Origin of the sequence: Azospirillum isscasi (assembly GCF_030849505.1) — a bacterium.
In the GTDB taxonomy this organism is placed as follows: Bacteria; Pseudomonadota; Alphaproteobacteria; order Azospirillales; family Azospirillaceae; genus Azospirillum; species Azospirillum isscasi.
Window position 1 is genome coordinate 1 of record NZ_JAUJFI010000095.1, and the last position, 22,768, is coordinate 22,768.

Sequence of the window (22,768 nt, forward strand, 5' to 3'; positions counted from 1 at the left end):
ATATTCTCGTGAAGCGGCTCGCCCGCCCACCCACAAGTTTCCTCTAAATCTCAGCAGCTTTCTTCTCAACAGCCTCTAAGACGGTCCGACAGCGTGCCTACACCCGCGCCACGAGGAACAGCCGCTTGAAGGGAAACAGCGTGCGGCCGTCGGGGCGCCGGGGATAGGCGTCGTTCAGCCGGGCGCGGTAGGCCGCCAGGAAGGCGTCCAGTTCCGCGCCCGCCAGCGTGTCCAGGACGGGGACCAGCGTCGTGCCGCGCGTCCATTGCAGGACCGGATCGTCGCCGTCCAGCGCCTGGAGATACTCCGTCTCCCAGATGTCCAGGCGGCGGGCGAGCGGGGCGAGCCAGCCGTAATAGGTCTCCGGCGCGTGCACCGGCGCGGTGCGCAGGACCGGCGCCAGCCGCCCGGCCCAGGGTCCGTCCGCCGCCGTCTCGTAAAGCAGGCGGTGCGAGGGCGCCTCGAAATTGCGCGGCATCTGCACGGCCAGAACGCCGCCGGGGGCCAGCGCCCGCAGCAGCTCCGGGAACAGCCGCTCGTGCCCGTCCAGCCAATGCAGGGCGGCGTTGGAAATCAGCAGATCCACGGGGCGGTCGGGACGCCAGACCCGCAGGTCGGCCTGTTGCCAGCGCACGCCGGACGGTGCGGCCTGCGCCCGTTCCAGCATGGCGGGGGAGTTGTCCACCCCCAGCACGTCGGCGTCCGGCCAGCGCTCGGCCAGCAGGCGGGCGAGCTGCCCGGCCCCGCATCCGAGATCCACCACCGTGCGCGGGGTCAGGGAGGGCAGGGCCGCCACGAGGTCGTAGGCCGGGCGGCGGCGCCAGGACTCGAACAGCGCGTATTGTTCAGGGTCCCACGGCATGCCCGGCCTCCAACGTGTGTGCCGCCGGTCCGCTCAGTCGTGGCCGCGCTGGCTGGCGATCTGGGCTTCCATGCGGTCGTAATGCTTCGTGACCATGAAGAAGATCGTCGCGATGCAGCCGATCGCCAGAATCCAGCCGCCGTAATAGAACGCCGTGTCCGCGGCACGCGACGCCGCCAGCAGCCCGACGAACGCCATGAGGCCCAGGATGCCCCCGGTGATCCACTTGCCCGTGCCTTCCAAAGTCCCGTCCCCTTCCTTCGCTGCCGGTCCCGCGCGGGGCGTCTGCCCGGCGGGTGGCCGGCGGGTTGACCGTGGCGCGAATTCTGGTGGAGCGGGCGTCGGAAATCAATCCGGCATGGGCGGGGCGGTTGCCGGAATCGCGGGTCCCGCGACCGCCCCCGCGGGAAGCTCCAGCGCGAAGACGGTGCCCGCCGCGGTGCTCTCCGCCAGCCGCAGATCCCCGCCATGGGCGCGCAGCACCTCCCGCGCGATGGCGAGGCCCAACCCGATGCCGCCCGCCCGCGCCGAACCGGCGAAGGGCTGGAACAGGTTGTCCCGCGCCCGCGGCGGCAGGCCCGGCCCGTCGTCGGCGACCAGCAGGACCAGCCCGCCGCCGGGCCGCGCCTCGGCGGACACCGACAGGGCGCCGGCCCCGGCCTGCACCGCGTTGCGCCCCAGATTGACCAGGGCGCGGGCGAGTTGCGCCGCGTCGGCGCGGACGGGCAGCCCGTCCGGCACGCGGTTGTCCCAGGCGCAGGACGGCGAGCGCCGCGGCCCCGGCCTCCTCGACCAGCGGGCGCAGCGCCACCTCCGCCCGGGCCAGGGGCAGCACGCCGTCGCGGGTGTAGGCCATGGTCTGGCCGCACAGCTCCACCGCCCGGTCGATGGAGGCCATCAGCCGCGGCGTCACCCGCCGCACCTCCGGGTCGGCGCTTTCGGCCAGCCGCTCCGACAGCAGGGCGGCGGTGGACAGGATGGCGCGCAGGTCATGGTTGATCTTGGCGACCGCGGTGCCCAGCGCGGCCAGCCGCTCCCGCTGGCGCAGCGCGGTGCGGATGGTGGCCTGCATGTCGGCCAGCTCGCGCTCCGCCACGCCGATCTCGTCGGTGCGGGCGCTGGGCTGGAAGGGCGGGGTGCCGTCCGGATCGCGGCGGATGGCGACCAGCTCCGCGGTCAGCCGGCGCATGGGCCGCACCAGCAGCCGGTTCAGCGAGACGAAGACCAGCACCGCCGCGATCAGCGAGATCGCCACCGACAGCGCCAGGATGCGGCCCGAGAAATCGGTCATGGCCCGGATCATCGGGCGCTCGTCCATCACCATGTCCACCTGGAAGGCGGGGTTCTTGGGCGACGGCCCGATCACCCGGATCACCCGGTCGCGCCGCTGGGCCAGCGCCATGAAGGCGTCGCCGATCAGCCGCGGCGCCATGGCCGTGCGCAGGTCGAAGGTGGCGTCCACCGCCGGGGGCATGGAGCGCGACAGCATGTAGACGCGGCTGTCGGGCCGGATCAGCTCCACCGCGTGGGCGCCGACATGGGCCAGCAGTTCGTTCTGAAGCTCCATCGCCACCATCATGTCCGGGGTGGCCTCCACCGAAAGGGCGGCGAGATGGGCGGCGGCCAGCCGCTCCTCCAGATAGGTCAGGCGGTAGCGCGCGATGGACGGCGTGTAGATCAGCACCTCCGCCAGCAGGACGAACAGCACGGTCAGCACCAGCAGCTTGGCCGACAGGCTTCGCGCGACGGGAGGCAGGGGCATGGGCGGCGTCCGGGGGCAGGGGGTGCCGGAAGATGGGTGCCGGAAGATTAGGGCAGGAGGGGGCGCCGGACCAGACGCCGCGCGCTCCCCTCTGGCGCCCCACTCCCAAGATTGGTAGTAGAACCGGCATGAGCGACCTTGCCCGTCACATCGACTCCCTGTCCCGCGCCAGCGTGCTGTGCGTCGGCGACGTCATGCTCGACCGCTTCGTCTACGGTTCGGTCGACCGCGTGTCCCCCGAAGCGCCGATCCCCGTTCTGCGGATCGAGCGCGAGACGGCCATGCTCGGCGGCGCCGGCAACGTGGCCGCCAACGTCATGGCGTTGGGCGCCGGCTGCCGCTTCGTGTCGGTGGTGGGGGAGGACGCGGCGGGGCTGGAGCTGGTGCGCCTCGTCGCGCGGGAGACCGGCGACGGCGGCGGGCTGATCGCCGAGCCGGGGCGCCAGACCACGGTGAAGACCCGCTTCATCGCCGGGCGCCAGCAGCTTCTGCGCGCCGACGCCGAAACCATCGCCGCCGTCGAATCCGAGGACGAGGTGATGGTCGCCGCCCGCACCGGCATGCTGTCGGTGGGTGCGGTGATCCTGTCCGACTACGGCAAGGGCGTGCTGACCGACGGGCTGGTGATGCAGCTCATCCAGGCGGCGCGGGAGGCCGGGCTGCCGGTGGTGGTCGATCCCAAGGGCGACGATTTCGGGCGCTACCGCGGGGCCAGCGTGATCACGCCCAACCGCAAGGAGCTTGTACAGGCCACCGGCATGCCCGCCGACAGCGACGCCGAGGTCGAGGCCGCCTGCCGCTTCCTGCTGGACACCTGCGGCATCGACGCGGTGGTCGCCACCCGCAGCGAGCGCGGCATGTCCGTGGTGACGCGCGACGGCGCCACCCACCTGCCGGCCAACGCGCGCGAGGTCTTCGACGTGTCCGGGGCCGGCGACACGGTGGTGGCGACGCTGACCTCCGCCCTGTCGGTGGGGGTGGACCTGACCGACGCGGCGCGGCTCGCCAATCTGGCCGCCGGGATCGTGGTGGGCAAGGTCGGCACCGCGGTCGTCCGCGCGCCGGAGCTGCTGTCCGCCCTGCACGAGCAGGAATGGCGCAGCGGCGAGGAGAAGGTCGACACGCTGGAACAGGCGGTGGAGCGGGCCGAGCGCTGGCGCGCCCGCGGCAAGCGGGTGGGCTTCACCAACGGCTGCTTCGACCTTCTGCACCCCGGCCACATCTCGCTGCTGAACCAGGCCAAGGCCGCCTGCGACGTGCTGGTGGTCGGGCTGAACAGCGACGCCTCGGTGAAGCGGCTGAAGGGCGAGACGCGCCCGGTGCAGACCGAGACGGCGCGGGCGACGGTGCTCGCCTCGCTGGCCTGCGTCGATCTGGTGGTGATTTTCGGCGAGGACACGCCGGAGGAACTGATCCGCGCCCTGCGCCCCGACGTGCTGGTGAAGGGGGCGGATTACACCGTCGCCACGGTGGTCGGCGCCGGCTTCGTGCAGAGCTACGGCGGAAAGGTCGTGCTGGCCGACCTCGTGGACGGCCAGAGCACGACCAACACCATCAAGCGCATGCAGCGCTGACCCCCGGAGCCTCGGGCTCCGGGGCGTCCGCGCCCTAAAGCGAACGTCGGTTCGCTTTAGACTCATATCGCCTCATTCGCCGGCTCTCAGCGGATGCCGCGGGCATCCGCCTGCCGCCAGCGGGAACTGTGTTCCCGCGAAAGGCGGGCTTCGGTCGCATGGGCGACCGGGACCGCCGTCGCGGTCCAAAGCGGATCGCAGTCCGCTTTAATCCAAGGTCACATCTTCTTCTGGACGCTGTCCGACGACCGCTCCATGGCGCGGCCACCCGCCTGAACGTCCTCGCCCATGCCCTCGACGGTGTTGCAGGCGGCGAGGCTGGTGGTCAGGGCGGCGCCCAGGGCGGCAAAAAGAACGAGCTTCTTCAGGCTACGCATGGCACTTTCCTCTTGAGGTCGAAAACAATCGCCTGAAAAACGCGAGAAACCCGCCAAAGGTTTCCGAAGCCTCGCCGTGCGGAAGGACAGTCTTCGCACTCAAACGGATAGGGGGAGGGGCGCGCATGTTCGAAGGGTTCACCCGCCACCGCATCGCCACCGACGGCGCCGAAATCCACACGCTGGTCGGCGGCGAGGGGCCGCCGCTCCTTCTGCTTCATGGCTTTCCGCAATCCCACGCCCTGTGGAACCGGACCGCGCCGCGGCTGGCGGAGCGCTTCACCGTGGTGCTGACCGACCTGCGGGGGTACGGCCAATCGTCGAAGCCGCCGGGCGATCCGGCGCATGAGACGTACTGCAAACGCACCAACGCGCGCGATCAGGTGGCGGTCATGGCGGCGCTGGGCTTCGACCGCTTCCGGCTGGCCGGGCACGACCGCGGGGCGCGGGTGGCGCACCGGCTCGTCCTGGACCATGCGGACCGGGTGGAGCGCGTGGCCTTCCTGGACGTGGTGCCGACGCTGGAGGTCTTCGCCCGCATCGACCAGCGCATGGCGACCGCCTATTACCACTGGTTCTTCCTGATCCAGCCGAACCATCTGGCGGAACGGCTGATCGGGTCGGACCCCGATTTCTACCTGGGGCAGGTGCTCGGCTCCATCGGCAGCAGCGCCGACATCTTCGAGCCGGAGGCGATGGACGCCTACCGCACCGCCTTCCGCGATCCCGCCACCGTCCACGCCATGTGCGAGGATTACCGGGCCGCCGCCGGCATCGACCTGGACCACGACCGCGAGGACCGGGCGGCGGGCCGCAAGGTGACGTGCCCCGCCCTGTTCCTGTGGGGCCGCAACAGCGCGGTCGGGCGCCTCTACGACGACCCGCTGGGCATCTGGCGCGGCTACGCCCCGGACGTCCGGGGGCGGGAGATGCCCGCCGGCCACTTCATCCCCGAGGAGGCGCCGGAGGAGACGGCGCAGGCGCTTCTGGACTTCTTCACGGTGTGATCCTCACGCCGCGCGCCGCACGGCCGTCTCCTTGCCGAGGGCCGGAGCACCGCTCCGGCCCGGCACCGGGAGAGGAGACGCCGTCATGCGCTGCCAGCAGCTTCTGAACACGATCCAGGGATGCATCAACAACGGCACCACCAACGGCCCGCGGGCCACGGTGTTCGCCCAGAACGCCAACATCCGCGGCGGCTGGGAGGTCTGGCTTCAGCTTGAGATCGCGCACGGTTTCCTGACCGTCGCCGGCAACTGGACCTGCGAGCGGGAGCGGCCCTATCCCTCCACCAACGCCGGGAACCCCTATCTGACCTACGCGGCGGGCGGTCCGGCCTGGGGGGTGACCAACAACATCAACGCCGCTGCCCGCGCCGACTTCTACCTGCACCGCAACGCCGGGGTGGCCGACGACGCCTACATCGAACTGAAGTGCATCAGCCCGACCAACGCCAACCCCATCCAGGACGCCTGGAACCGCTTCCAGGCCGATATCGTCAAGCAGCAGACCCTGCGCGGCGGCAACGCCGGCCTGAACTGCATCTCGGTTCTCGCGACCTTCGGCACCTTCCAGGCGGCGGACGTGGCGGGCGCCAACCCGGACCTCGGCTGGTTCTGGGCGGGCGGGCGCACCGCCTACGTGTACGACGTGGCCAACAATCAGGTCAGCACGCTTCAGAACGTCGCCCAGGGCGGCGCCCCGCGCCTGTTCCTCGTCGCCGTGTCGGCCTGATCGCGGCGGCCTGATCGCGGCGGTTTGAGCGTCGCGGTCATCCCGCCGCGGGCCAGGCCCGTTCCGGGATGACCTTGTAGGGATAGTCCGGCGCCTCGTAGCCGTGCGCGTCCTGGCGCTTGGGCAGCTTCACCGGGTCGCGGGGGATCTCCTTGTGCGGGATGTGCCCCAGCAGGTGGCTGATGATGTTCAGCCGCGCCCGCCGTTTGTCGTCGGACCGGGCGACGTACCAGGGCGCCCAGGGCGTGTCGGTCGCCGCGAACATGGCGTCGCGGGCGCGGGAATAGTCGTACCAGCGGCTGTAGGACTTCAGGTCCATGGGCGACAGCTTCCAGGTCTTGCGCCCGTCGTTGATCCGGGATTCCAGACGCCGGGTCTGCTCCTCCGGGCTGACCTCCAGCCAGTATTTCAGCAGGATGATGCCGGACTCGATCATCGCCTTCTCCACGCCCGGCGCCATGGACAGGAAGTGGTTCGCCTGCTCCTCCGTGCAGAAGCCCATGACCCGCTCGACTCCGGCGCGGTTGTACCAGCTCCGGTCGAAGATCACGACCTCGCCCGCCGCGGGCAGGTGGGGGATGTAGCGCTGGATGTACATCTGCGACTTTTCGCGCTCGGTCGGGGTCGGCAGGGCGACGGTGCGGAAGACGCGTGGGCTGACCCGTTCCGTGATGGCCTTGATGGTGCCGCCCTTGCCGGCGGTGTCGCGCCCTTCGAAGACGATGCAGACCTTCAAGCCCTTGTGGACCACCCACTCCTGAAGCGTCACCAGCTCCGCGTGGAGTCTTGCCAGCTCCGCGCTGTATTCCTTCCATTTCAGCTTCTTCAGGGGTTGGGCCGGCGACTCTTCGTGGGCTTTCGCCTTGTGCTTCTTTGCCATGGGTCTTTTCCTTCCCGCGCTTTTCCCGCGATCATAGCGCAGCCCGGCGGGCGGGCCGGAGGCCGGAGAAGCGGCGGGCCGCGGGGCATCGGGACAGGGGGATCAGCGGCGGCTACCCTCATTTCGGGATGGGTTCCGGGGGTTCCCATGCCGGTCTTTCAACCCGGCATCCCCCCACCCGGACGAACTGTCCCGTTGCCAGTTGGCGTGAGCGGCGGCATAAATCGGCGCGCGGCCCTCCCCGCTGGACGGGAAGGCTTTTGGCAAACACAAGAATGGCGGAAGGAAAGCCCCAATGGCTGAAAGCACTTTCGACGTCGTCGTGGTTGGCGGCGGTCCCGGCGGGTATGTCTGCGCGATCCGTGCGGCGCAGCTCGGTTTCAAGGTGGCCTGCGTGGAGAAGCGCAGCGCGCTGGGCGGCACCTGCCTGAACGTCGGCTGCATCCCCTCCAAGGCCCTGCTCGCGGCGTCGGAGAAGTACGAGGAGGCCAAGCACGGCCTCGCCAAGTTCGGCATCAAGGTCGGCGGCGTTGAGCTGGACCTGCCGGGCATGCTGTCCCACAAGGACAAGGTCGTCAAAGAGAACACCACCGGCATCGAATTCCTGTTCAAGAAGAACAAGATCGCCTGGCTGAAGGGTGCCGGCCGCATCACCGCCCCGAACACGGTCGAGGTCGAGGGTATCGGCACCGTCACGGCGTCCAAGGCCATCGTCATCGCCACCGGCTCGGAAGTCACCCCGCTGCCGGGCATCGAGATCGACGAGAAGACGATCGTCTCCTCCACCGGCGCCCTGGAGCTGCCGGAGGTGCCGAAGCGCCTCGTCGTCATCGGCGGCGGCGTGATCGGTCTGGAGCTGGGCTCCGTGTGGGGCCGCCTCGGCGCCCAGGTCACGGTCGTGGAGTTCCTGGACCGCATCCTGCCGACCATGGACGGTGAAGTGTCCAAGCAGATGCAGCGCATCCTGGGCAAGCAGGGCATGACCTTCAAGCTCGGCTCCAAGGTCACCGGCGCCAAGACCGCCTCGTCCGGCGTCACCCTGACGGTAGAGCCCGCCGCCGGCGGCGCCGCCGAGGAGATCGAGGCCGACGTCGTGCTGGTCGCCATCGGCCGCCGCCCCTACGTCGCCGGCCTGGGCCTCGACGCCGTGGGCGTGGAGCTGGACAACCGCGGCCGCGTGAAGATCGGCAAGCATTTCGAGACCAACGTGCCGGGCATCTACGCCATCGGCGACGTGGTCGAAGGCCCGATGCTGGCCCACAAGGCCGAGGAGGAGGGCGTGGCGCTGGCCGAGCTGCTGGCCGGCCAGGCGGGCCACGTCAACCACGACCTCGTTCCGGGCGTCGTCTACACCTGGCCGGAAGTCGCCGCGGTCGGCAAGACCGAGGAGGAGCTGAAGGCCGCCGGCATCGCCTACAAGACGGGCAAGTTCCCCTTCCTCGCCAACGGGCGCGCCCGCGCCAGCGGCACGACCGACGGTTTCGTGAAGATCCTGGCCGACGCGAGCACCGACAAGGTTCTGGGCGTCCACATGGTCGGCCCGAACGTGTCGGAGATGGTGGCCGAGCTGGCCGTGGCGATGGAGTTCAGCGCGTCCGCCGAGGACATCGCCCGCACCTGCCACGCCCACCCGACCCTGTCGGAAGTGACCAAGGAAGCCGCCCTCGCCGTGGACGGCCGCGCTCTGCACATCTAAAGCGCGTCTCTTCTCCCTCCCCTGCGAAGCGGGGGAGGGTCGGGGAGGGGCAATGCACCTCCCACCCTGCGACCCTACGGCGTCTTCTTCGCCCGCGGGTGCGCCGACCGGTACACCTGCATCAACTGTTCGCTTTCCACATCCGTGTAGCGCTGGGTCGTGGACAGCGAGGCGTGGCCCAGCAAATCCTGGATCGCCCGCAAATCCCCGCCGTCCGCAAGCAGATGCGTGGCGAAGCTGTGGCGCAGCGCGTGCGGCGTCGCGGTTTCCGGCAAGCCCATCATGCGGCGGAGATCGCGCATCTGCCGCTGCGCGATGGCCGGGGCGAGCTGCCCGCCGCGCACCCCGACGAACAGCGGCGCGTCCGGGCCCTGGCGGTAGGGGCAGGCGTCCATATAGGCCCGCACCGCCTCCGTCACCGCCGGCAGCACCGGGACGATCCGCTCCTTGTTGCCCTTGCCGGTGATCCGCAGCGTCTCGCCCAGCGGCGCGTTCCGGCGCGTCAGGTTCAGCGCCTCGGAAATGCGCAGGCCGCAGCCGTAGAGCAGCGTGAACAGCGCCCGGTCGCGCTTGCCGATCCAGGGCTCGTCCGGCTCCTTCTCCGATTCCTCCAGCAGGCGGTCGGCGTCCAGGACGGTCAGCGGCTTCGGCGCCGGGCGCTTGATGCGCGGGCCGGAGAAGGTGTTGATGGCCGGGTTGTGCAGGCGCCCGTCGCGGTCCATCCAACGGAAGAGGTTGCGCACCGACGACAGGGCGCGCGACCGGCTGTTCGAGCCGATCCCCTTCATGGCGAGGTGGGACAGCCAGGACCGGAAATCCGCGACGGTCAGCGCGGCGAGGTCGTTCATCGACGGCGGCTTCGCCTGATAGCCGGTGATGAACTCCAAAAAGGTCGCGACGTCGCCGAAATAGGCGGTCAGCGTGTGGGGGGAGACGTTGCGCTCGCTTTCCATCCAGCGGCGCCAGTGGACCAGCGCGTCCTGCACGTCGGGCTGGGCGGAGAAACCGAGAACGGGATTCTGTTTTCCGGTCATGCGTACGGTCGGTTCAGGCCGGCAGTTCGAGCCAGCCGCGGATCACCCGCTCGACCACGCGGGCGAGGAAGCCGACCAGCTCCGTCCCCTGGCCGCTGTGGAAGGTGTCCGGCTGGCGGCTGCCGAAGGCCAGCATGCCGTCCGGCGTCTCGCTGGACACCTGGAGGCGGATCAGCACCTCCGACCGGACCAGCCCGGCGCCGGGGCCGTAGAGTTCCGGGTCGCCCTGGATGTCGGCGTTCAGCGCCACGTCGGCCGTGCCCAGCCAGCGGTCCACGGTGCCCGGCTCGACCACCCGCACGCCGGAGGTCTGGACATGCGGGGTGTCGTGGCCGTTCGACTCGACGATCAGGCAGGCGACGTCCAGGTCCAGAAGGACCGCCAGATCGGTGGTGATGGTCTGGATGAGCTGTTCGAAGCTCTGCGCGTCGAGAAGGAACAGCACCGCCGCGTGGATGCGGTTCTGGCTGTTCATGTTGGCGCGCGAGGTGCCGATCAGCTCCCGCTGCTGGTCCTTCAGCAGGCGGACCTCGCCGCGCAGCCGCTCCACCATATAGGCTTGCAGGTCCACCACCCCGCGCCCGCGGTCCTGCGACGGCGGGGTGAGGTGGTGGACGAGTTCGCCGTGATGGACCAGGAAGTCGGGATGATCCCGCAGATAGGCGCACACCTCCTCGGCGGTCGGCGCGTCCTTCCGGTGGGGGGTGTGTCCCGGCTCCCGGCCCATGCTGCCGTCCTCAGAGGATGGACTGGCCGGTCTTCTGCCAGTCGGCCACGAACTGGGCCAGACCCTTGTCGGTCAGCGGGTGGTTGAAGAGCTGCTTCAGCACCGACGGCGGGGCGGTCACGACATGGGCGCCCAGGCGGGCGGAGTCGACGATGTGGATCGGGTTGCGGATCGAGGCGACCAGCACCTCGGTCTTGAAGTAGTCGTAGTTGCTGTAGATCTCCACGATGTCGGCGATCAGGCCCATGCCGTCCTGCCCGATGTCGTCCAGACGGCCGACGAAGGGCGACACGAAGCTGGCGCCGGCCTTGGCGGCCAGGATCGCCTGCGCCGGGGAGAAGCACAGCGTGACGTTGACCATCGTCCCTTCGGAGGACAGCGCCTTGCACGTCTTCAGGCCGGCCTGGGTCAGCGGAACCTTGACCGCGACGTTGTCGGCGATCTTGGCAAGCTTCTTTCCTTCCGCCAGCATGGTCTCGAAGTCGGTGGAGGCCACCTCGGCGCTGACCGGGCCGCTCACCACGTCACAAATCTCGGCCACGAGGTCGAGGAAGCTGCGACCGGTCTTGGCGACCAGGGAGGGGTTGGTGGTAACACCGTCCAGCAGGCCGGTGTCGGCCAGATCGCGGATCTCGGCGATGTCGGCGGTGTCAACGAAGAACTTCATGACCTGGAATCCATACTTGCTGAGGAAGACCGTGCCCTGTCGCCCGGGACTCGGTGCCCGGTGCTTCGGCCAGGGGGCACTCTAGCCGATGCGTGAAAATTCCGCCAGATCCGGGGCCAGATCCGGGGCCAGATCCGGGGCCAAATCCGGGACCGCTTCCGGAGGACCCGCGCAGGCCCTTCTGCCGGGCACGGTGCCGCCGGAGACGGACCCGCGCGTCCGCGTGCTCCTGCCCTTGCCCCTGCGCGAGGCGTACGATTACCGCGTGCCCGCCGGGATGACCCTCAACCCCGGCGATTACGTGGAGGTTCCACTGGGGCCGCGCCGCGTGCTCGGGGTGGTGTGGGGCGAGGGCGCCGGAGTTGTGGAGGCCGCCCGGCTGAAGCCCGTCGTCCGCCGTTTCGACGTGCCGCCCATGCCGGAGGTCGAGCGCAAGTTCATCGAGTGGGTGGCCGCCTACACCATGACGCCGCCGGGCCATGTGCTGCGCATGGCGATCAGCGTGCCCTCGGCGCTGGAGCCGGCGAAGGCCATGCTCGCCTATCTGCGCAAGCCGGACGCGGAGCCGCCCCCTGGCTTCAAGATGACCGACCCGCGGCGGCGCGTGCTCGCCCTGCTGGATGACGGCCCGCCGCGCACCCCGGCGGAGCTGGCGGAGGAGGCCGGCTGCGGCGTCACCGTGGTGCGCGGGCTGGCCGAGGCCGGCCTGCTGGAGCCGGTGCTGCTCCAGCCGACCAAGCTCGGGCGGCCCGACTGCCACCGCCCCGGCCCCACCCTGTCCGCCGACCAGGAGGCCGCGGCGGCGGACCTGCGCGCCCGGGTGGCGTCGGGCGCCTATTCCACCGTGCTGCTGGACGGGGTGACCGGTTCCGGCAAGACGGAGGTCTATTACGAGGCGATCGCCGCCGCTCTGCAGGCGGGCCGGCAGGCGCTGGTGCTGCTTCCGGAAATCGCCCTGTCGGCGCAGTGGCTGGAGCGTTTCGCCCGCCGCTTCGGCGCGCCGCCCGCGGAATGGCATTCCGAACTGACCGGGGCGCAGCGCCGCGACACCTGGAGGGCCGTGGCCAACGGCGAGGTGCCGGTGGTGGTCGGCGCCCGCTCCGCCCTGTTCCTGCCCTACAAGGACCTCGGCGTCATCATCATCGACGAGGAGCACGACTCCGCCTACAAGCAGGAGGAGGGGGCCATCTACCACGCCCGCGACATGGCCGTCGCGCGGGCGCATCTGGGCGGCATCCCCACCGTGCTGGTCTCCGCGACTCCGTCGCTGGAGACCAAGGTCAACGCCGACAGCAACCGCTACGCCCGCATCCATCTGCCGGGCCGCCACGGCGGGGCGGTGCTGCCCGACGTGGAACTGGTGGACCTGCGCAAGGACCGCCCCCCGGCCCGCCACTGGCTGGCCCCCTCCCTGAAGAAGGCCATCGAGGAGACCCTGGCGGAGAAGGAGCAGGTGATGCTGTTCCTCAACCGCCGCGGCTACGCCCCGCTGACGCTCTGCCGGGCCTGCGGGCACCGGCTGCAATGCCCCAACTGCACGGCCTGGCTGGTCGAGCACCGGCTGGCCCGCAAGCTCCAGTGCCACCATTGCGGCCTGTCGCAGCCGCTGTCCCCGACCTGTCCGGAATGCGGCGAGGAGGGGACATTGGCCGCCTGCGGTCCGGGCGTGGAGCGCATCGCGGAGGAGGTGGCGGAGCTGTTTCCCGACGCCCGCGCCGCCATCATGGCGTCCGACACGCTGTTCGGCCCCCGCGCCATCCAGGAGATGGTCCGCCGCATCGCCGACCACGAGCTGGACATCCTGATCGGCACCCAGGTGATGGCGAAGGGCCACCATTTCCCCATGCTGACCCTGGTCGGGGTGGTGGACGCCGACCTGGGGCTGGCCGGCGGCGACCTGCGGGCGGGGGAGCGGACCTACCAGCTTCTTCATCAGGTGGCCGGGCGCGCCGGGCGCGGCGAACGGCCGGGGCGGGTGATGCTGCAGACCTACATGCCGGAGCACCCGGTGATGCAGGCCCTGGCCGCCGGGGACCGCGACGGATTCTACCAGTTGGAGGCGGAGATGCGGCTGGAGGCCGGGATGCCGCCCTTCGGACGGCTGGCCGCCCTGATCGTGTCGGGGGAGGACGCGGCGGCGGTGGAGACGCTGTCCATCGCGCTGGGCCGGGCGGCGCCGCGCAGCGACACCGTCGCCGTTCTGGGCCCGGCCCCGGCGCCGCTGGCCCTGCTGCGCGGGCGGCACCGCCGCCGCCTGCTGCTGAAGGCGCCGCGCACCGTCCAGGTGCAGCCGTTGATCGCCCGCTGGCTGGAGCAGGTGAGCGTTCCGCCCAACGTGCGCGTGCAGGTGGATGTGGATCCCTACAGTTTCCTGTAGCAACGACCGGTTGCCTGTAAAGGGGGGCTGCGACCGATTGTCCCTGCGCGCTCCGCAGGGCACCTGTGACGTTTGGCCCGTTGCAGCCGGCGGGTCATGGTATTACCAGAGTATGGAAGTCATCTTTCGCCGAGCGATTCCATGCCCAGGTTGCGCGGTCGTTTTCACGCCCACACACTGCTGACGGTTCTTCCGGTTCTGGCCCTGCTGGCGATCATCGCGCTGGCGGCGGGCGTGCCCGCACAGACCCGCGGGACGGAATCGGACGCCAAGGTGCTGCTCGACAAGACCAGCGGCTATCTGCGCCAGCACGGCGCGGGGGCCGCGCCGGACGCCTTCGCCCAGCGGGACGGCGCGCTGATCGACCGCGACCTCTACCCGATGCTGATCGACCGCGACGGGGTGATGGTGGCCCACGGCTGGACGCCGTCGTTGAACGGCGCGAACCTGAAGGACCTGAAGGACGTGGACGGCAAGCCCTTCATCCAGGAGGCGCTGGACATCGTGGCGGAGCGGGATTCGGGCGCCGTCAGCTACAAATGGACGGACCCGCTGTCCGGCCAGATCGCGCCCAAGACCATGCTGGTGCGCCGCATCGTTCTGGACGGCGCACCTTATCTGCTGTCGGTGGGCGTCTACCGCTGACCGGCGGATCGACTCGGGGTTTTCCGCCGGGTGGAAAAGGCCCTCAGAGCACCGAAACGGAGCGGTCGGAGCGCGGGCGGGGGCGCCAGATCGACAGGCATTCCGCGGCGGTGCCTCCCGATCCGATGCCGTACCAGCCGGACCGGTCGTTGAAGGAGAGGCTGTAGCGTCCGCGCCCGTCGCGCTCGAACCGGAAGACGGGGCGGTCCACGCCGGGCAGGAGAACGAGAAGCCGGTCATGCTCCCGGCCCGTTTCGCGGATGACCCCGGCCCAGTGGCCGAGGCGCAGCTTCGGTTCGGCCACCGCCTCGAACTCGGTGAGATCGGCGGGCGTGAAACGGGCGCAGGAAAAGGCGACGACGGTCATGATTGGCCTAGGGTTTGTCCTGTCAGGCGGGCTATGGGGCGACGGTGCGCGCGAATGGTTAAGCGGGTCTTAAGCGGGGCGTCAGGTCACAGACTCGTCCCTTGAGGAAGCCCCGCGAACGGATGCGCGACCGGGGCCGGAAGAGGGCGGGGCCTCCGGAAGCCAAGGTGATCCGTTGCGGTTGTGAAGTGGTATGCCCATTTCCAGCCCCTGCCGCCAAGAACGGACCGCACGCCGCAGGGGCGCAAAACGCCGCACACACGCCGCGTGCAAATTGTCCAGACCCCGTTGCGCAGGGGCTAATCCTGTGATATTGGACCGCTCGCTTTCGCGGGCTGGGCCGCCGCGGCGTGGGTTCTGCCCCATTTAAGGCCCTGAAAATTCACCGTCTACCGAACTCAATTCGAGGGATCAGGTGGCAATCGAAGGTACAGGCGTTTCCGAACTCGCTACGCGCTACTCCATCGCGCTGTTCGAGCTTGCGGACGAGAACAAAGCGTTGGATCAGGTCGCAGGCGATCTGGTCGCGCTGAAGCAAATCCTGGCTGAGAGCGCCGACCTTCGCCGCCTCGTCCGCAGTCCCGTGATCAGCCGCGCCGACCAAGGCCGGGCGATGGCCGCGGTTCTGGACCGCGCCGAAGTGTCCGATCTGACCAAGCGCTTCATCGGGCTGGTGGCCAAGAACCGCCGCCTGTTCGCGCTGGAAGGCATGATCGAAGGCTATCTCGCCGAACTGGCCCGCCGCCGCGGCGAAGTGACCGCGCAGGTCACCTCCGCCCAGCCGCTGAGCGACGCTCAGCTGGCCGCGGTCGTCGACGCGCTGAAGGCGTCGATCGGCTCCAAGGTGTTGATCAACACCTCGGTCGATCCCGCGCTGATCGGGGGCATGATCGTTAAGTTCGGCTCGCGCATGGTCGACACCTCGGTGCGCACGAAGCTGAACAAATTGCAACTCGCCATGAAGGCCTCAGGGGGATCAGTCTGATGGATATCCGCGCCGCAGAAATCTCTGCGATCCTCAAGCAGCAGATCGCGAATTTCGGGACCGAGGCGGACGTCGCCGAGGTCGGCCAGGTCCTCTCGGTGGGCGACGGCGTCGCCCGCGTGCACGGCCTGGACAATGTGCGCGCCGGTGAGATGGTCGAGTTCCCCGGTGGCATCAAGGGCATGGCGCTGAACCTCGAAACCGACAACGTCGGCGTCGTGATCTTCGGCACCGACAGCGAGATCAAGGAAGGCGACACCGTCAAGCGCACGGGCACCATCGTGGACGTGCCGGTCGGCAAGGGTCTGCTGGGCCGCGTCGTGGACGGCCTGGGCAACCCGATCGACGGCAAGGGTCCGCTGGTGGACGTCACCCGCACCCGCGTCGAGGTGAAGGCCCCCGGCATCATCCCGCGCAAGTCGGTGCACGAGCCGATGCAGACCGGCCTGAAGGCCGTCGACAGCCTGGTTCCGATCGGCCGCGGCCAGCGCGAACTGATCATCGGTGACCGCCAGACCGGCAAGACCGCCGTCGTCATCGACACCTTCCTGAACCAGAAGCCGATCAACCAGGGCGACGACGAGAGCAAGAAGCTCTACTGCATCTACGTCGCCGTCGGTCAGAAGCGCTCCACCGTCGCCCAGATCGTCAAGACCCTGGAAGACGCCGGCGCCCTGGAATACTCCATCGTCGTCGCGGCCACCGCGTCGGAGCCGGCCCCGCTGCAGTTCCTGGCGCCCTACACCGGCTGCACGATGGGCGAGTACTTCCGCGACAACGGCATGCACGCCCTGATCGTGTACGATGACCTGTCCAAGCAGGCCGTCGCCTACCGTCAGATGTCGCTGCTGCTCCGCCGTCCGCCGGGCCGCGAAGCCTACCCGGGCGACGTGTTCTATCTCCACAGCCGCCTGCTCGAGCGCGCCGCCAAGATGGGCGACAAGCACGGCAACGGCTCGCTGACCGCCCTGCCGGTCATCGAGACGCAGGCCGGCGACGTGTCCGCCTACATCCCGACGAACGTGATCTCGATCACCGACGGCCAGATCTTCCTGGAGACGGGCCTGTTCTATAAGGGCATCCGTCCGGCCATCAACGTCGGCCTGTCGGTGTCGCGCGTCGGCTCCGCCGCCCAGATCAAGGCGATGAAGCAGGTCGCGGGCACCATCAAGATGGAGCTGGCCCAGTACCGCGAAATGGCCGCCTTCGCGCAGTTCGCCTCGGACCTCGACGCCGCCACCCAGCGCCTGCTGGCCCGCGGCGCCCGTCTGACCGAGCTGCTGAAGCAGCCGCAGTTCCAGCCGCTGCCGGTCGAAGAGCAGGTCGTGTCGATCTTCTCGGGCGTGAAGGGCTACCTCGACAAGATCAAGGTCGAGGACGTCAACCGCTTCGAGCAGAAGTTCCTCGCGGAGATCCGGACCAAGGGTGCCGACATCCTGGCGACGATCCGCAACGAGAAGCAGATCACCTCTGCGACCGAGGAGCGCCTGAAGGCCTTCCTCGACACCTTCTCCAAGGTGTTCGTCTGATCGACGGCGGGGGCGGTTCCACCGCCCCCGCTTTTCCACCGATCGACCCCGAGCGGAATGAAGGGCCGGCATGCCTAACCTCAAGGACCTAAAGAACCGGATCGCCAGCGTCCAATCGACGCGGAAGATCACCTCGGCGATGAAGATGGTCGCCGCCTCCAAGCTCCGCCGTGCGCAGGAGCAGGCGGAAGCCGGTCGTCCCTACGCCGAGCGCATGGGCCGCATGCTGGCCTCTCTCGCGGCCAACGTGCAGGATTCGGGCAACGGCCCGAAGCTGATGACCGGCACCGGTTCCGATCAGGTGCATCTCCTCGTCATCATCAGCTCCGACCGTGGCCTGTGCGGTGCCTTCAACGGCGCCATCGTCCGTGAGTCCCGCCGCCAGATCCAGCGCCTCCAGTCGGAAGGCAAGACGGTCAAGCTGCTCACCGTCGGCCGCAAGGCCCGCGACCAGCTGCGCCGCGAGTACGGCTCGCTGATCGTCGAGACCTACGAGGATGTGGGCCGCCGCAAGCTGTCCTTCGCCGACGCCGACACCGTCGCGCAGAAGGTTCTGGCGATGTACGACGCGGGCGAGTTCGACGTCTGCTCGGTGATCTTCAACAAGTTCAAGTCGGCGATCTCGCAGATCGTGACGGTCCAGCAGCTCGTTCCCTTCGCCGTCGAGGCGCAGGCGGAAGACGAGGCTGCCGGCACCGAGGTCAAGGCGATCTACGAGTTCGAGCCCGACGAGGAGCAGATCCTCGCCGAGCTGCTGCCGCGCAACCTGTCGATCCAGGTCTACCGCGCGCTCCTGGAGAGCGCCGCCAGCGAGCAGGGCGCCCGCATGACCGCGATGGACAACGCGACGCGCAACGCCGGCGACATGATCAACAAGCTGACGATCACCTACAACCGCACGCGCCAGGCCTACATCACCAAGGAGCTGATCGAGATCATCTCCGGCGCCGAAGCGGTCTGACGGGCGCAGCGTTCGCGGTCGATACGACGGCACATCCGACAATTATCGAGTTCCGAGGGAGCTTTACTCCATGGCCACCACCACCCAGGCGACGAACGCCGTCGGCAAGATCACGCAGGTCACGGGCGCCGTTGTCGACGTCCAGTTCGACGGCGAGCTGCCGGCCATTCTGAACGCGCTGCACACCCAGAACGACGGCAAGGTCCTCGTGCTGGAGGTTGCGCAGCACCTCGGCGAGAGCACGGTCCGCGCCATCGCCATGGACAGCACCGACGGCCTCGTCCGCGGCGCCGAGGTGACGGACACCGGCGCCCCGATCGCCGTGCCGGTCGGCCCGGCCACCCTCGGCCGCATCATCAACGTGATCGGCGAGCCGATCGACGAGCGCGGCGACGTCGGCGCCGAGCGCACCCTGCCGATCCACCGTTCGGCCCCGGACTTCGTCGAGCAGTCGACGGACGCCGAAGTGCTGATCACCGGCATCAAGGTCATCGACCTGCTGGCTCCCTACGCCAAGGGCGGCAAGATCGGCCTGTTCGGCGGCGCCGGCGTGGGCAAGACCGTGACCATCATGGAGCTGATCAACAACGTCGCGAAGGCGCACGGCGGCGTGTCCGTGTTCGCGGGCGTCGGCGAGCGCACCCGTGAGGGCAACGACCTCTACCACGAGATGATCGAGTCGGGCGTCATCAAGCTGGATGGCCCGGGTTCCAAGGTGGCCCTGGTGTACGGCCAGATGAACGAGCCGCCGGGTGCGCGCGCCCGCGTCGCCCTGTCCGGCCTGACGCTCGCGGAGTACTTCCGCGATGAGGAAGGCCAGGACGTGCTGTTCTTCGTGGACAACATCTTCCGCTTCACCCAGGCCGGTTCGGAAGTGTCGGCTCTGCTGGGCCGCATCCCGTCGGCGGTGGGCTATCAGCCGACGCTGGCCACCGACATGGGCGCCCTGCAGGAGCGCATTACCTCCACGAAGAAGGGTTCGATCACCTCGGTGCAGGCCATTTACGTGCCCGCCGACGACCTGACCGACCCGGCCCCGGCCACCTCCTTCGCCCACCTGGACGCCACCACGGTGCTGTCGCGTTCGATCGCCGAAATGGCGATCTTCCCGGCGGTGGACCCGCTGGACTCGACCAGCCGCATCCTGGACCCGCGCGTCGTCGGTGAGGAGCACTACACCGTCGCCCGTTCGGTGCAGCGCGTTCTGCAGACCTACAAGTCGCTGCAGGACATCATCGCGATCCTGGGCATGGACGAGCTGTCGGAAGAGGACAAGCTGGTCGTGGCCCGCGCCCGCAAGATCCAGCGCTTCCTGTCGCAGCCGTTCCACGTCGCCGAGGTGTTCACCGGCACCCCGGGCGTGCTCGTCAGCCTGGAAGACACCATCAAGGGCTTCAAGGGCATCGTGAACGGCGACTACGACCACCTGCCGGAAGCGGCCTTCTACATGGTCGGCACCATCGACGAAGCCATCGCCAAGGCGAAGAAGCTGGCCGCCGAAGCCGCCTGATCCAAGGCGGACTGAAGGCGCGGTAACGAGGCTAACCCTCTCCTCCGCCCGCGCGGGGGAGGGGGTTCTTATGAAGAGGCACCAGGAAACCCATGGCCGATAAAGTCGAATTCGAGCTGGTCTCTCCGGAGAAGCTGCTGACCTCGCAGCCCGTCGACATGGTCGTGGTGCCGGGTTCGGAAGGTGACTTCGGCGTCCTCGCCGGCCACTCGCCGATGATTTCGACCGTCCGTCCGGGCGTGATCGACGTCTACGAAGCCGACCGCGTGGTCGACCGGGTGTTCGTCGCCGGCGGTTTCGCCGAGGTGACCGAGACCCGCTGCACCGTCCTGGCCGAGGAGGCCATCGCGGTGGCCGACATCGACCGCGGCAAGGTCGAGCAGGAGATCCGCGACCTGGGCGAGGATCTGGAAGACGCCAAGACCGACGACGAGAAGGCCCGCGTGGAGGCGAAGATCGCCGTCGCCCGCGCCAAGCTCGACGCGACCGGCGCGACCACGCACTGACACCGGGTTCGGCCCGGCGGCGTCGCACGCCGGTCGGGCCGTTTCCGTTGCATTGCGCCATCGCGGCCTTACATAATGTCCCGCAAGGGATCGAACGCCTCCCGGCCCAGCCGTCGAGGCGTTTTTGTTTTTACCGTCCTATTCTCCGTCAGAGCGTGGAACAACCGGCCCGGAACGGCGGCCAGCAGCGGGAGTGGAGTGTGGCGTTGCACTGGAATTACGAAGAGCTTCCCTGGGATCAATTGGACCATGCGAAGGTCGATCCCGATCTCGTGCCGCTGATCAAGGCGGCGGCCCTGGTGGAGTTCAACGCCGACGACTACACGGCCTATCTCTGCAACGTCTTCCACGACGACCCCGAGTTCCAGGAGGTCGCGCACGGCTGGGCGGTCGAGGAGGTGCAGCATGGCCGCGCGCTCGGCAAATGGGCGGAACTGGTCGATCCTGGCTTCCGCTTCGACCGGGCGGTGGAGCGCTTCCGCGCCGGCTACAAGGTGCCGATCGACCTCGACGCCTCGGTCCGCGGGTCGCGCACCGGCGAGATGATCGCCCGCTGCATGGTCGAGACCGGCACCAGCAGCTATTACGCCGCCATCGGCGATTCCACGGACGAGCCGGTCCTGAAGCTGATCTGCAAGAACATCGCCGCCGACGAGCTGCGCCACTTCAAGATCTTCTACACCTACACGAAGAAGTATCTGGAGCTGGAGCAGCTCAACAAGTTCCAGCGGCTGAAGGTGGCGCTGTCGCGCATCGGCGAGTCGGAGGACGACGAGCTGGCCTACGCCTATTTCGCGGCCAACGCGGCGGAAGGCGAGTCCTACGTCCACAAGACCTACAATCAGGCCTACATGCGCCGCGCCTATGGCCGTTACCGGCCCAAGCATGTGGACCGCGCGGTGGCGATGGTCTTCAAGGCCTGCGGGCTGAAGCCGCACACCCGCTTCTACAGCGTCGCCGCCCGCGGCGCCTGGTGGCTGATCGAAAGCCGCGCCCGGCGGCTGGCAAAGGTCGCTTGAGAGTCCTCCCACCGGAGTTGCATACCCACCCGCCGCGGCATGAAAATCGACGTGTTCGGCAGGTGGTCGCAAGGAGCCCCCACCCCAACCCTCCCCCGCTCCGCAGGGGAGGGCTTTTTCCTCTCAGAGGCCGGACGCAGCGGGGATCAGCCCCGCCGCAGCGCCGCGATGAGGGGGGCGAATTCCGCCAGCACCGACTCGTAGACCGGGCGCTTGAAGGGCACGATCAGGCTGGGCAGATCGTCCGCATCGACCCATTTCCAGGCGTCGAACTCCGGATGCTCGGTGGCGAGGTCGATGTCGGAATCCACGCCGGTGAAGCGGGCGGCCAGCCACACCTGTTCCTGCCCGCGCCAGCGGCCCTTCCAGACCTTGCCCAGCAGATGGTCGGGCAGGTCGTAGCGCAGCTTTTCCGCCGTTGCTCCCAGGATCTCGGCCTTGTCGGTGCCGATCTCCTCCTTCAGTTCGCGCAGGGCCGCCTCGTGGGTGCCTTCGCCTTCGTCGATGCCGCCCTGGGGCATCTGCCAGGCGTCCTTGCTGTCGCAGCGCCGGGCCACGAAGACCTGCCCACGGCCGTTCAGCAGCATGATCCCCACGCAGGGGCGGTAGGGAAGGGAGTCGCGGTCGATGGCCTTCTTCGTCATGCGTCCTATTGCTTCTGCATGTTGGCGACGGCTGAGACCGGCACGATGGCGATGCCACGGTCGGCCAGGCCGGTGAGCCACAGGTTGATGCGTTCGATGGTGCTGGGGTAGGGCGCGCCGACGCCCACCGCGGCGCCGTTGGCCTTGGCGATGGCCTCCAGCTCGGCGAGCTGGTCGTCGATGGCGCCCCGCGACAGGTCGCGGTCGATCGTCCGGTCGGCGAAGGCCCGCGGCACGCCGGCCTGACCGGCCAGGGTGCCGGCGACGCTGCGCGGGTTGGCGCGGGCGTCCAGGACCATCAAGCCGCGGGCCTTCATCGCCTCGACGACCGGGTTCACCGCGTCGGCGGAGGCGGTGAACTTGCTGCCCGTCGTGCTGGTGATGCCGACATAGCCCATGGCCTTGCCCAGCGACCATTCCAGCCGCTCCATGTTGCGCTCCGGCGGCAGCATGGTGAGCAGGGCGTTGGGGCCGGGATCGTTGCGCGGATAGTCCTGCGGCTCCATGGGAATGGACAGCAGAACCTCGTGCCCCTTGCTGCGGGCGCGCGTCACCCAATCGTCCAGCCGCTCCGCATAGGGCACGAAGGCCAGCGTGATCGTCGGCGGCAGCTTCTGCAGGGCGTTGCCGGTGGTGACGCCGGAAATGCCCATCTCCGCCAGCACGATGGCGATGCGTGGACGCTTGTCGGCGGCGGGGAAGGGGCGGGCATAGACCTGCCAGGGCTTGCGCCCGTCCTCGGCGATGCGCGGCAGCGGGCCGTTGCGCGAATCCTCCACCAGACCGGGAACCGGGGCCGGCGTCAGGGTGACCGGCTGGTTCATGGCCACGGCGGGCGGCGGCGGGGGAACCGCGGCGGCTGGCGGCGGCGCCATCGGCGGAGAGGCCGGCGGAGGGGGCGATTGAGCGGGA

General features: G+C 69.1%; 24 protein-coding genes. 13 read left to right on the forward strand and 11 right to left on the reverse strand.

Going from position 1 to position 22,768, the window contains the following annotated elements; genetic code table 11:
- Positions 1-97 precede the first annotated feature (97 nt).
- The 3 genes from QSG27_RS18060 to QSG27_RS18070 form a co-directional block, all read right to left on the reverse strand.
- Positions 98-862, reverse strand: a complete 765-nt coding sequence (locus tag QSG27_RS18060) for a methyltransferase domain-containing protein (RefSeq protein WP_306708528.1) — start codon at positions 860-862, stop codon at positions 98-100.
- Positions 863-895: 33 nt separating this feature from the next.
- Entirely contained in the window at positions 896-1,105 is a 210-nt protein-coding gene (locus tag QSG27_RS18065) for a hypothetical protein (protein ID WP_306708530.1), read from the reverse strand.
- Positions 1,106-1,210: 105 nt separating this feature from the next.
- Positions 1,211-1,603, reverse strand: a complete 393-nt coding sequence (locus QSG27_RS18070) for an ATP-binding protein (protein ID WP_306708532.1) — start codon at positions 1,601-1,603, stop codon at positions 1,211-1,213.
- Between the two features lie 113 nt (positions 1,604-1,716).
- On the opposite strand from QSG27_RS18070, the gene QSG27_RS18075 reads away from it, so the two are divergent.
- Together QSG27_RS18075 and rfaE1 are read left to right on the forward strand one after the other, a co-directional pair.
- Positions 1,717-2,355 carry a hypothetical protein gene (locus tag QSG27_RS18075; RefSeq protein WP_306708534.1) on the forward strand — a complete coding sequence of 213 codons (639 nt, stop codon included), beginning with the start codon at positions 1,717-1,719 and terminating at the stop codon, positions 2,353-2,355.
- 397 nt (positions 2,356-2,752) lie between these two features.
- Positions 2,753-4,198: a D-glycero-beta-D-manno-heptose-7-phosphate kinase gene (gene rfaE1, locus QSG27_RS18080; RefSeq protein WP_306708536.1), complete on the forward strand. Its 1,446-nt coding sequence runs from the start codon at positions 2,753-2,755 to the stop codon at positions 4,196-4,198.
- A gap of 218 nt (positions 4,199-4,416) precedes the next feature.
- Here the strand turns inward: rfaE1 and QSG27_RS18085 are convergent, their stop codons facing one another.
- Positions 4,417-4,575 (reverse strand): entericidin A/B family lipoprotein, encoded by a 159-nt coding sequence (locus QSG27_RS18085; RefSeq protein WP_014239424.1) that lies wholly within the window; start codon positions 4,573-4,575, stop codon positions 4,417-4,419.
- 125 nt (positions 4,576-4,700) lie between these two features.
- On the opposite strand from QSG27_RS18085, the gene QSG27_RS18090 reads away from it, so the two are divergent.
- Both QSG27_RS18090 and QSG27_RS18095 read left to right on the forward strand, forming a co-directional pair.
- Positions 4,701-5,582 carry an alpha/beta fold hydrolase gene (locus QSG27_RS18090; RefSeq protein WP_306708538.1) on the forward strand — a complete coding sequence of 294 codons (882 nt, stop codon included), beginning with the start codon at positions 4,701-4,703 and terminating at the stop codon, positions 5,580-5,582.
- A gap of 85 nt (positions 5,583-5,667) precedes the next feature.
- On the forward strand, positions 5,668-6,309 hold the full coding sequence (locus QSG27_RS18095) for a hypothetical protein (protein WP_306708540.1): 642 nt from the start codon (positions 5,668-5,670) through the stop codon (positions 6,307-6,309).
- Between the two features lie 37 nt (positions 6,310-6,346).
- Here the strand turns inward: QSG27_RS18095 and ppk2 are convergent, their stop codons facing one another.
- Entirely contained in the window at positions 6,347-7,189 is an 843-nt protein-coding gene (gene ppk2 / locus QSG27_RS18100; RefSeq protein WP_306708541.1) for a polyphosphate kinase 2, read from the reverse strand.
- A 295-nt stretch (positions 7,190-7,484) separates the two neighbouring features.
- On the opposite strand from ppk2, the gene lpdA reads away from it, so the two are divergent.
- Positions 7,485-8,885 (forward strand): dihydrolipoyl dehydrogenase, encoded by a 1,401-nt coding sequence (lpdA, locus tag QSG27_RS18105; RefSeq protein ID WP_306708542.1) that lies wholly within the window; start codon positions 7,485-7,487, stop codon positions 8,883-8,885.
- Positions 8,886-8,959: 74 nt separating this feature from the next.
- On the opposite strand, the gene QSG27_RS18110 is transcribed toward lpdA, so the two are convergent.
- Genes QSG27_RS18110 through fsa form a run of 3 tightly spaced genes read right to left on the reverse strand, consistent with a single transcriptional unit; the run spans position 8,960 to position 11,313 of the window.
- The gene (locus QSG27_RS18110; protein ID WP_306708543.1) at positions 8,960-9,919 is read right to left on the reverse strand and encodes a tyrosine recombinase XerC; all 960 of its coding nucleotides are present in this window, start codon (positions 9,917-9,919) and stop codon (positions 8,960-8,962) included.
- 13 nt (positions 9,920-9,932) lie between these two features.
- On the reverse strand, positions 9,933-10,646 hold the full coding sequence (locus QSG27_RS18115; protein WP_306708544.1) for a DUF484 family protein: 714 nt from the start codon (positions 10,644-10,646) through the stop codon (positions 9,933-9,935).
- A 10-nt stretch (positions 10,647-10,656) separates the two neighbouring features.
- A complete protein-coding gene (gene fsa / locus QSG27_RS18120; protein WP_094301851.1) occupies positions 10,657-11,313 on the reverse strand; it encodes a fructose-6-phosphate aldolase in 657 nt (218 codons plus the stop codon).
- An 88-nt stretch (positions 11,314-11,401) separates the two neighbouring features.
- Here fsa and QSG27_RS18125 point away from each other — a divergent pair, with 88 nt between their 5' ends.
- Both QSG27_RS18125 and QSG27_RS18130 read left to right on the forward strand, forming a co-directional pair.
- Complete coding sequence (locus tag QSG27_RS18125; protein ID WP_306708546.1) at positions 11,402-13,690, forward strand: primosomal protein N'; 2,289 nt, start codon at positions 11,402-11,404, stop codon at positions 13,688-13,690.
- A 141-nt stretch (positions 13,691-13,831) separates the two neighbouring features.
- Entirely contained in the window at positions 13,832-14,335 is a 504-nt protein-coding gene (locus QSG27_RS18130; protein ID WP_306708548.1) for a cache domain-containing protein, read from the forward strand.
- Positions 14,336-14,378: 43 nt separating this feature from the next.
- Here the strand turns inward: QSG27_RS18130 and QSG27_RS18135 are convergent, their stop codons facing one another.
- Entirely contained in the window at positions 14,379-14,702 is a 324-nt protein-coding gene (locus QSG27_RS18135; RefSeq protein ID WP_306708550.1) for a hypothetical protein, read from the reverse strand.
- A 415-nt stretch (positions 14,703-15,117) separates the two neighbouring features.
- On the opposite strand from QSG27_RS18135, the gene QSG27_RS18140 reads away from it, so the two are divergent.
- The 6 genes from QSG27_RS18140 to QSG27_RS18165 all read left to right on the forward strand — a co-directional run bounded on the left by QSG27_RS18140 (position 15,118) and on the right by QSG27_RS18165 (position 21,212).
- Positions 15,118-15,687 carry a F0F1 ATP synthase subunit delta gene (locus QSG27_RS18140; RefSeq protein WP_306708551.1) on the forward strand — a complete coding sequence of 190 codons (570 nt, stop codon included), beginning with the start codon at positions 15,118-15,120 and terminating at the stop codon, positions 15,685-15,687.
- On the forward strand, positions 15,687-17,216 hold the full coding sequence (gene atpA / locus QSG27_RS18145; RefSeq protein ID WP_306708553.1) for a F0F1 ATP synthase subunit alpha: 1,530 nt from the start codon (positions 15,687-15,689) through the stop codon (positions 17,214-17,216). The genes QSG27_RS18140 and atpA overlap by 1 nt, the downstream gene beginning before the upstream one ends.
- Before the next feature lie 70 nt (positions 17,217-17,286).
- On the forward strand, positions 17,287-18,177 hold the full coding sequence (locus QSG27_RS18150; protein ID WP_306708555.1) for a F0F1 ATP synthase subunit gamma: 891 nt from the start codon (positions 17,287-17,289) through the stop codon (positions 18,175-18,177).
- 70 nt (positions 18,178-18,247) lie between these two features.
- Positions 18,248-19,687: a F0F1 ATP synthase subunit beta gene (atpD, locus tag QSG27_RS18155; protein ID WP_137139229.1), complete on the forward strand. Its 1,440-nt coding sequence runs from the start codon at positions 18,248-18,250 to the stop codon at positions 19,685-19,687.
- Between the two features lie 92 nt (positions 19,688-19,779).
- On the forward strand, positions 19,780-20,193 hold the full coding sequence (locus tag QSG27_RS18160) for a F0F1 ATP synthase subunit epsilon (protein WP_306708558.1): 414 nt from the start codon (positions 19,780-19,782) through the stop codon (positions 20,191-20,193).
- A 200-nt stretch (positions 20,194-20,393) separates the two neighbouring features.
- Entirely contained in the window at positions 20,394-21,212 is an 819-nt protein-coding gene (locus QSG27_RS18165; RefSeq protein ID WP_306708560.1) for an acyl-ACP desaturase, read from the forward strand.
- A 146-nt stretch (positions 21,213-21,358) separates the two neighbouring features.
- Here the strand turns inward: QSG27_RS18165 and QSG27_RS18170 are convergent, their stop codons facing one another.
- Both QSG27_RS18170 and QSG27_RS18175 read right to left on the reverse strand, forming a co-directional pair.
- Positions 21,359-21,856: an RNA pyrophosphohydrolase gene (locus QSG27_RS18170; protein ID WP_306708562.1), complete on the reverse strand. Its 498-nt coding sequence runs from the start codon at positions 21,854-21,856 to the stop codon at positions 21,359-21,361.
- A gap of 5 nt (positions 21,857-21,861) precedes the next feature.
- Positions 21,862-22,768 (reverse strand): divergent polysaccharide deacetylase family protein (locus tag QSG27_RS18175; RefSeq protein ID WP_306708564.1); only part of this gene is annotated, 907 nt, incomplete at its 5' end.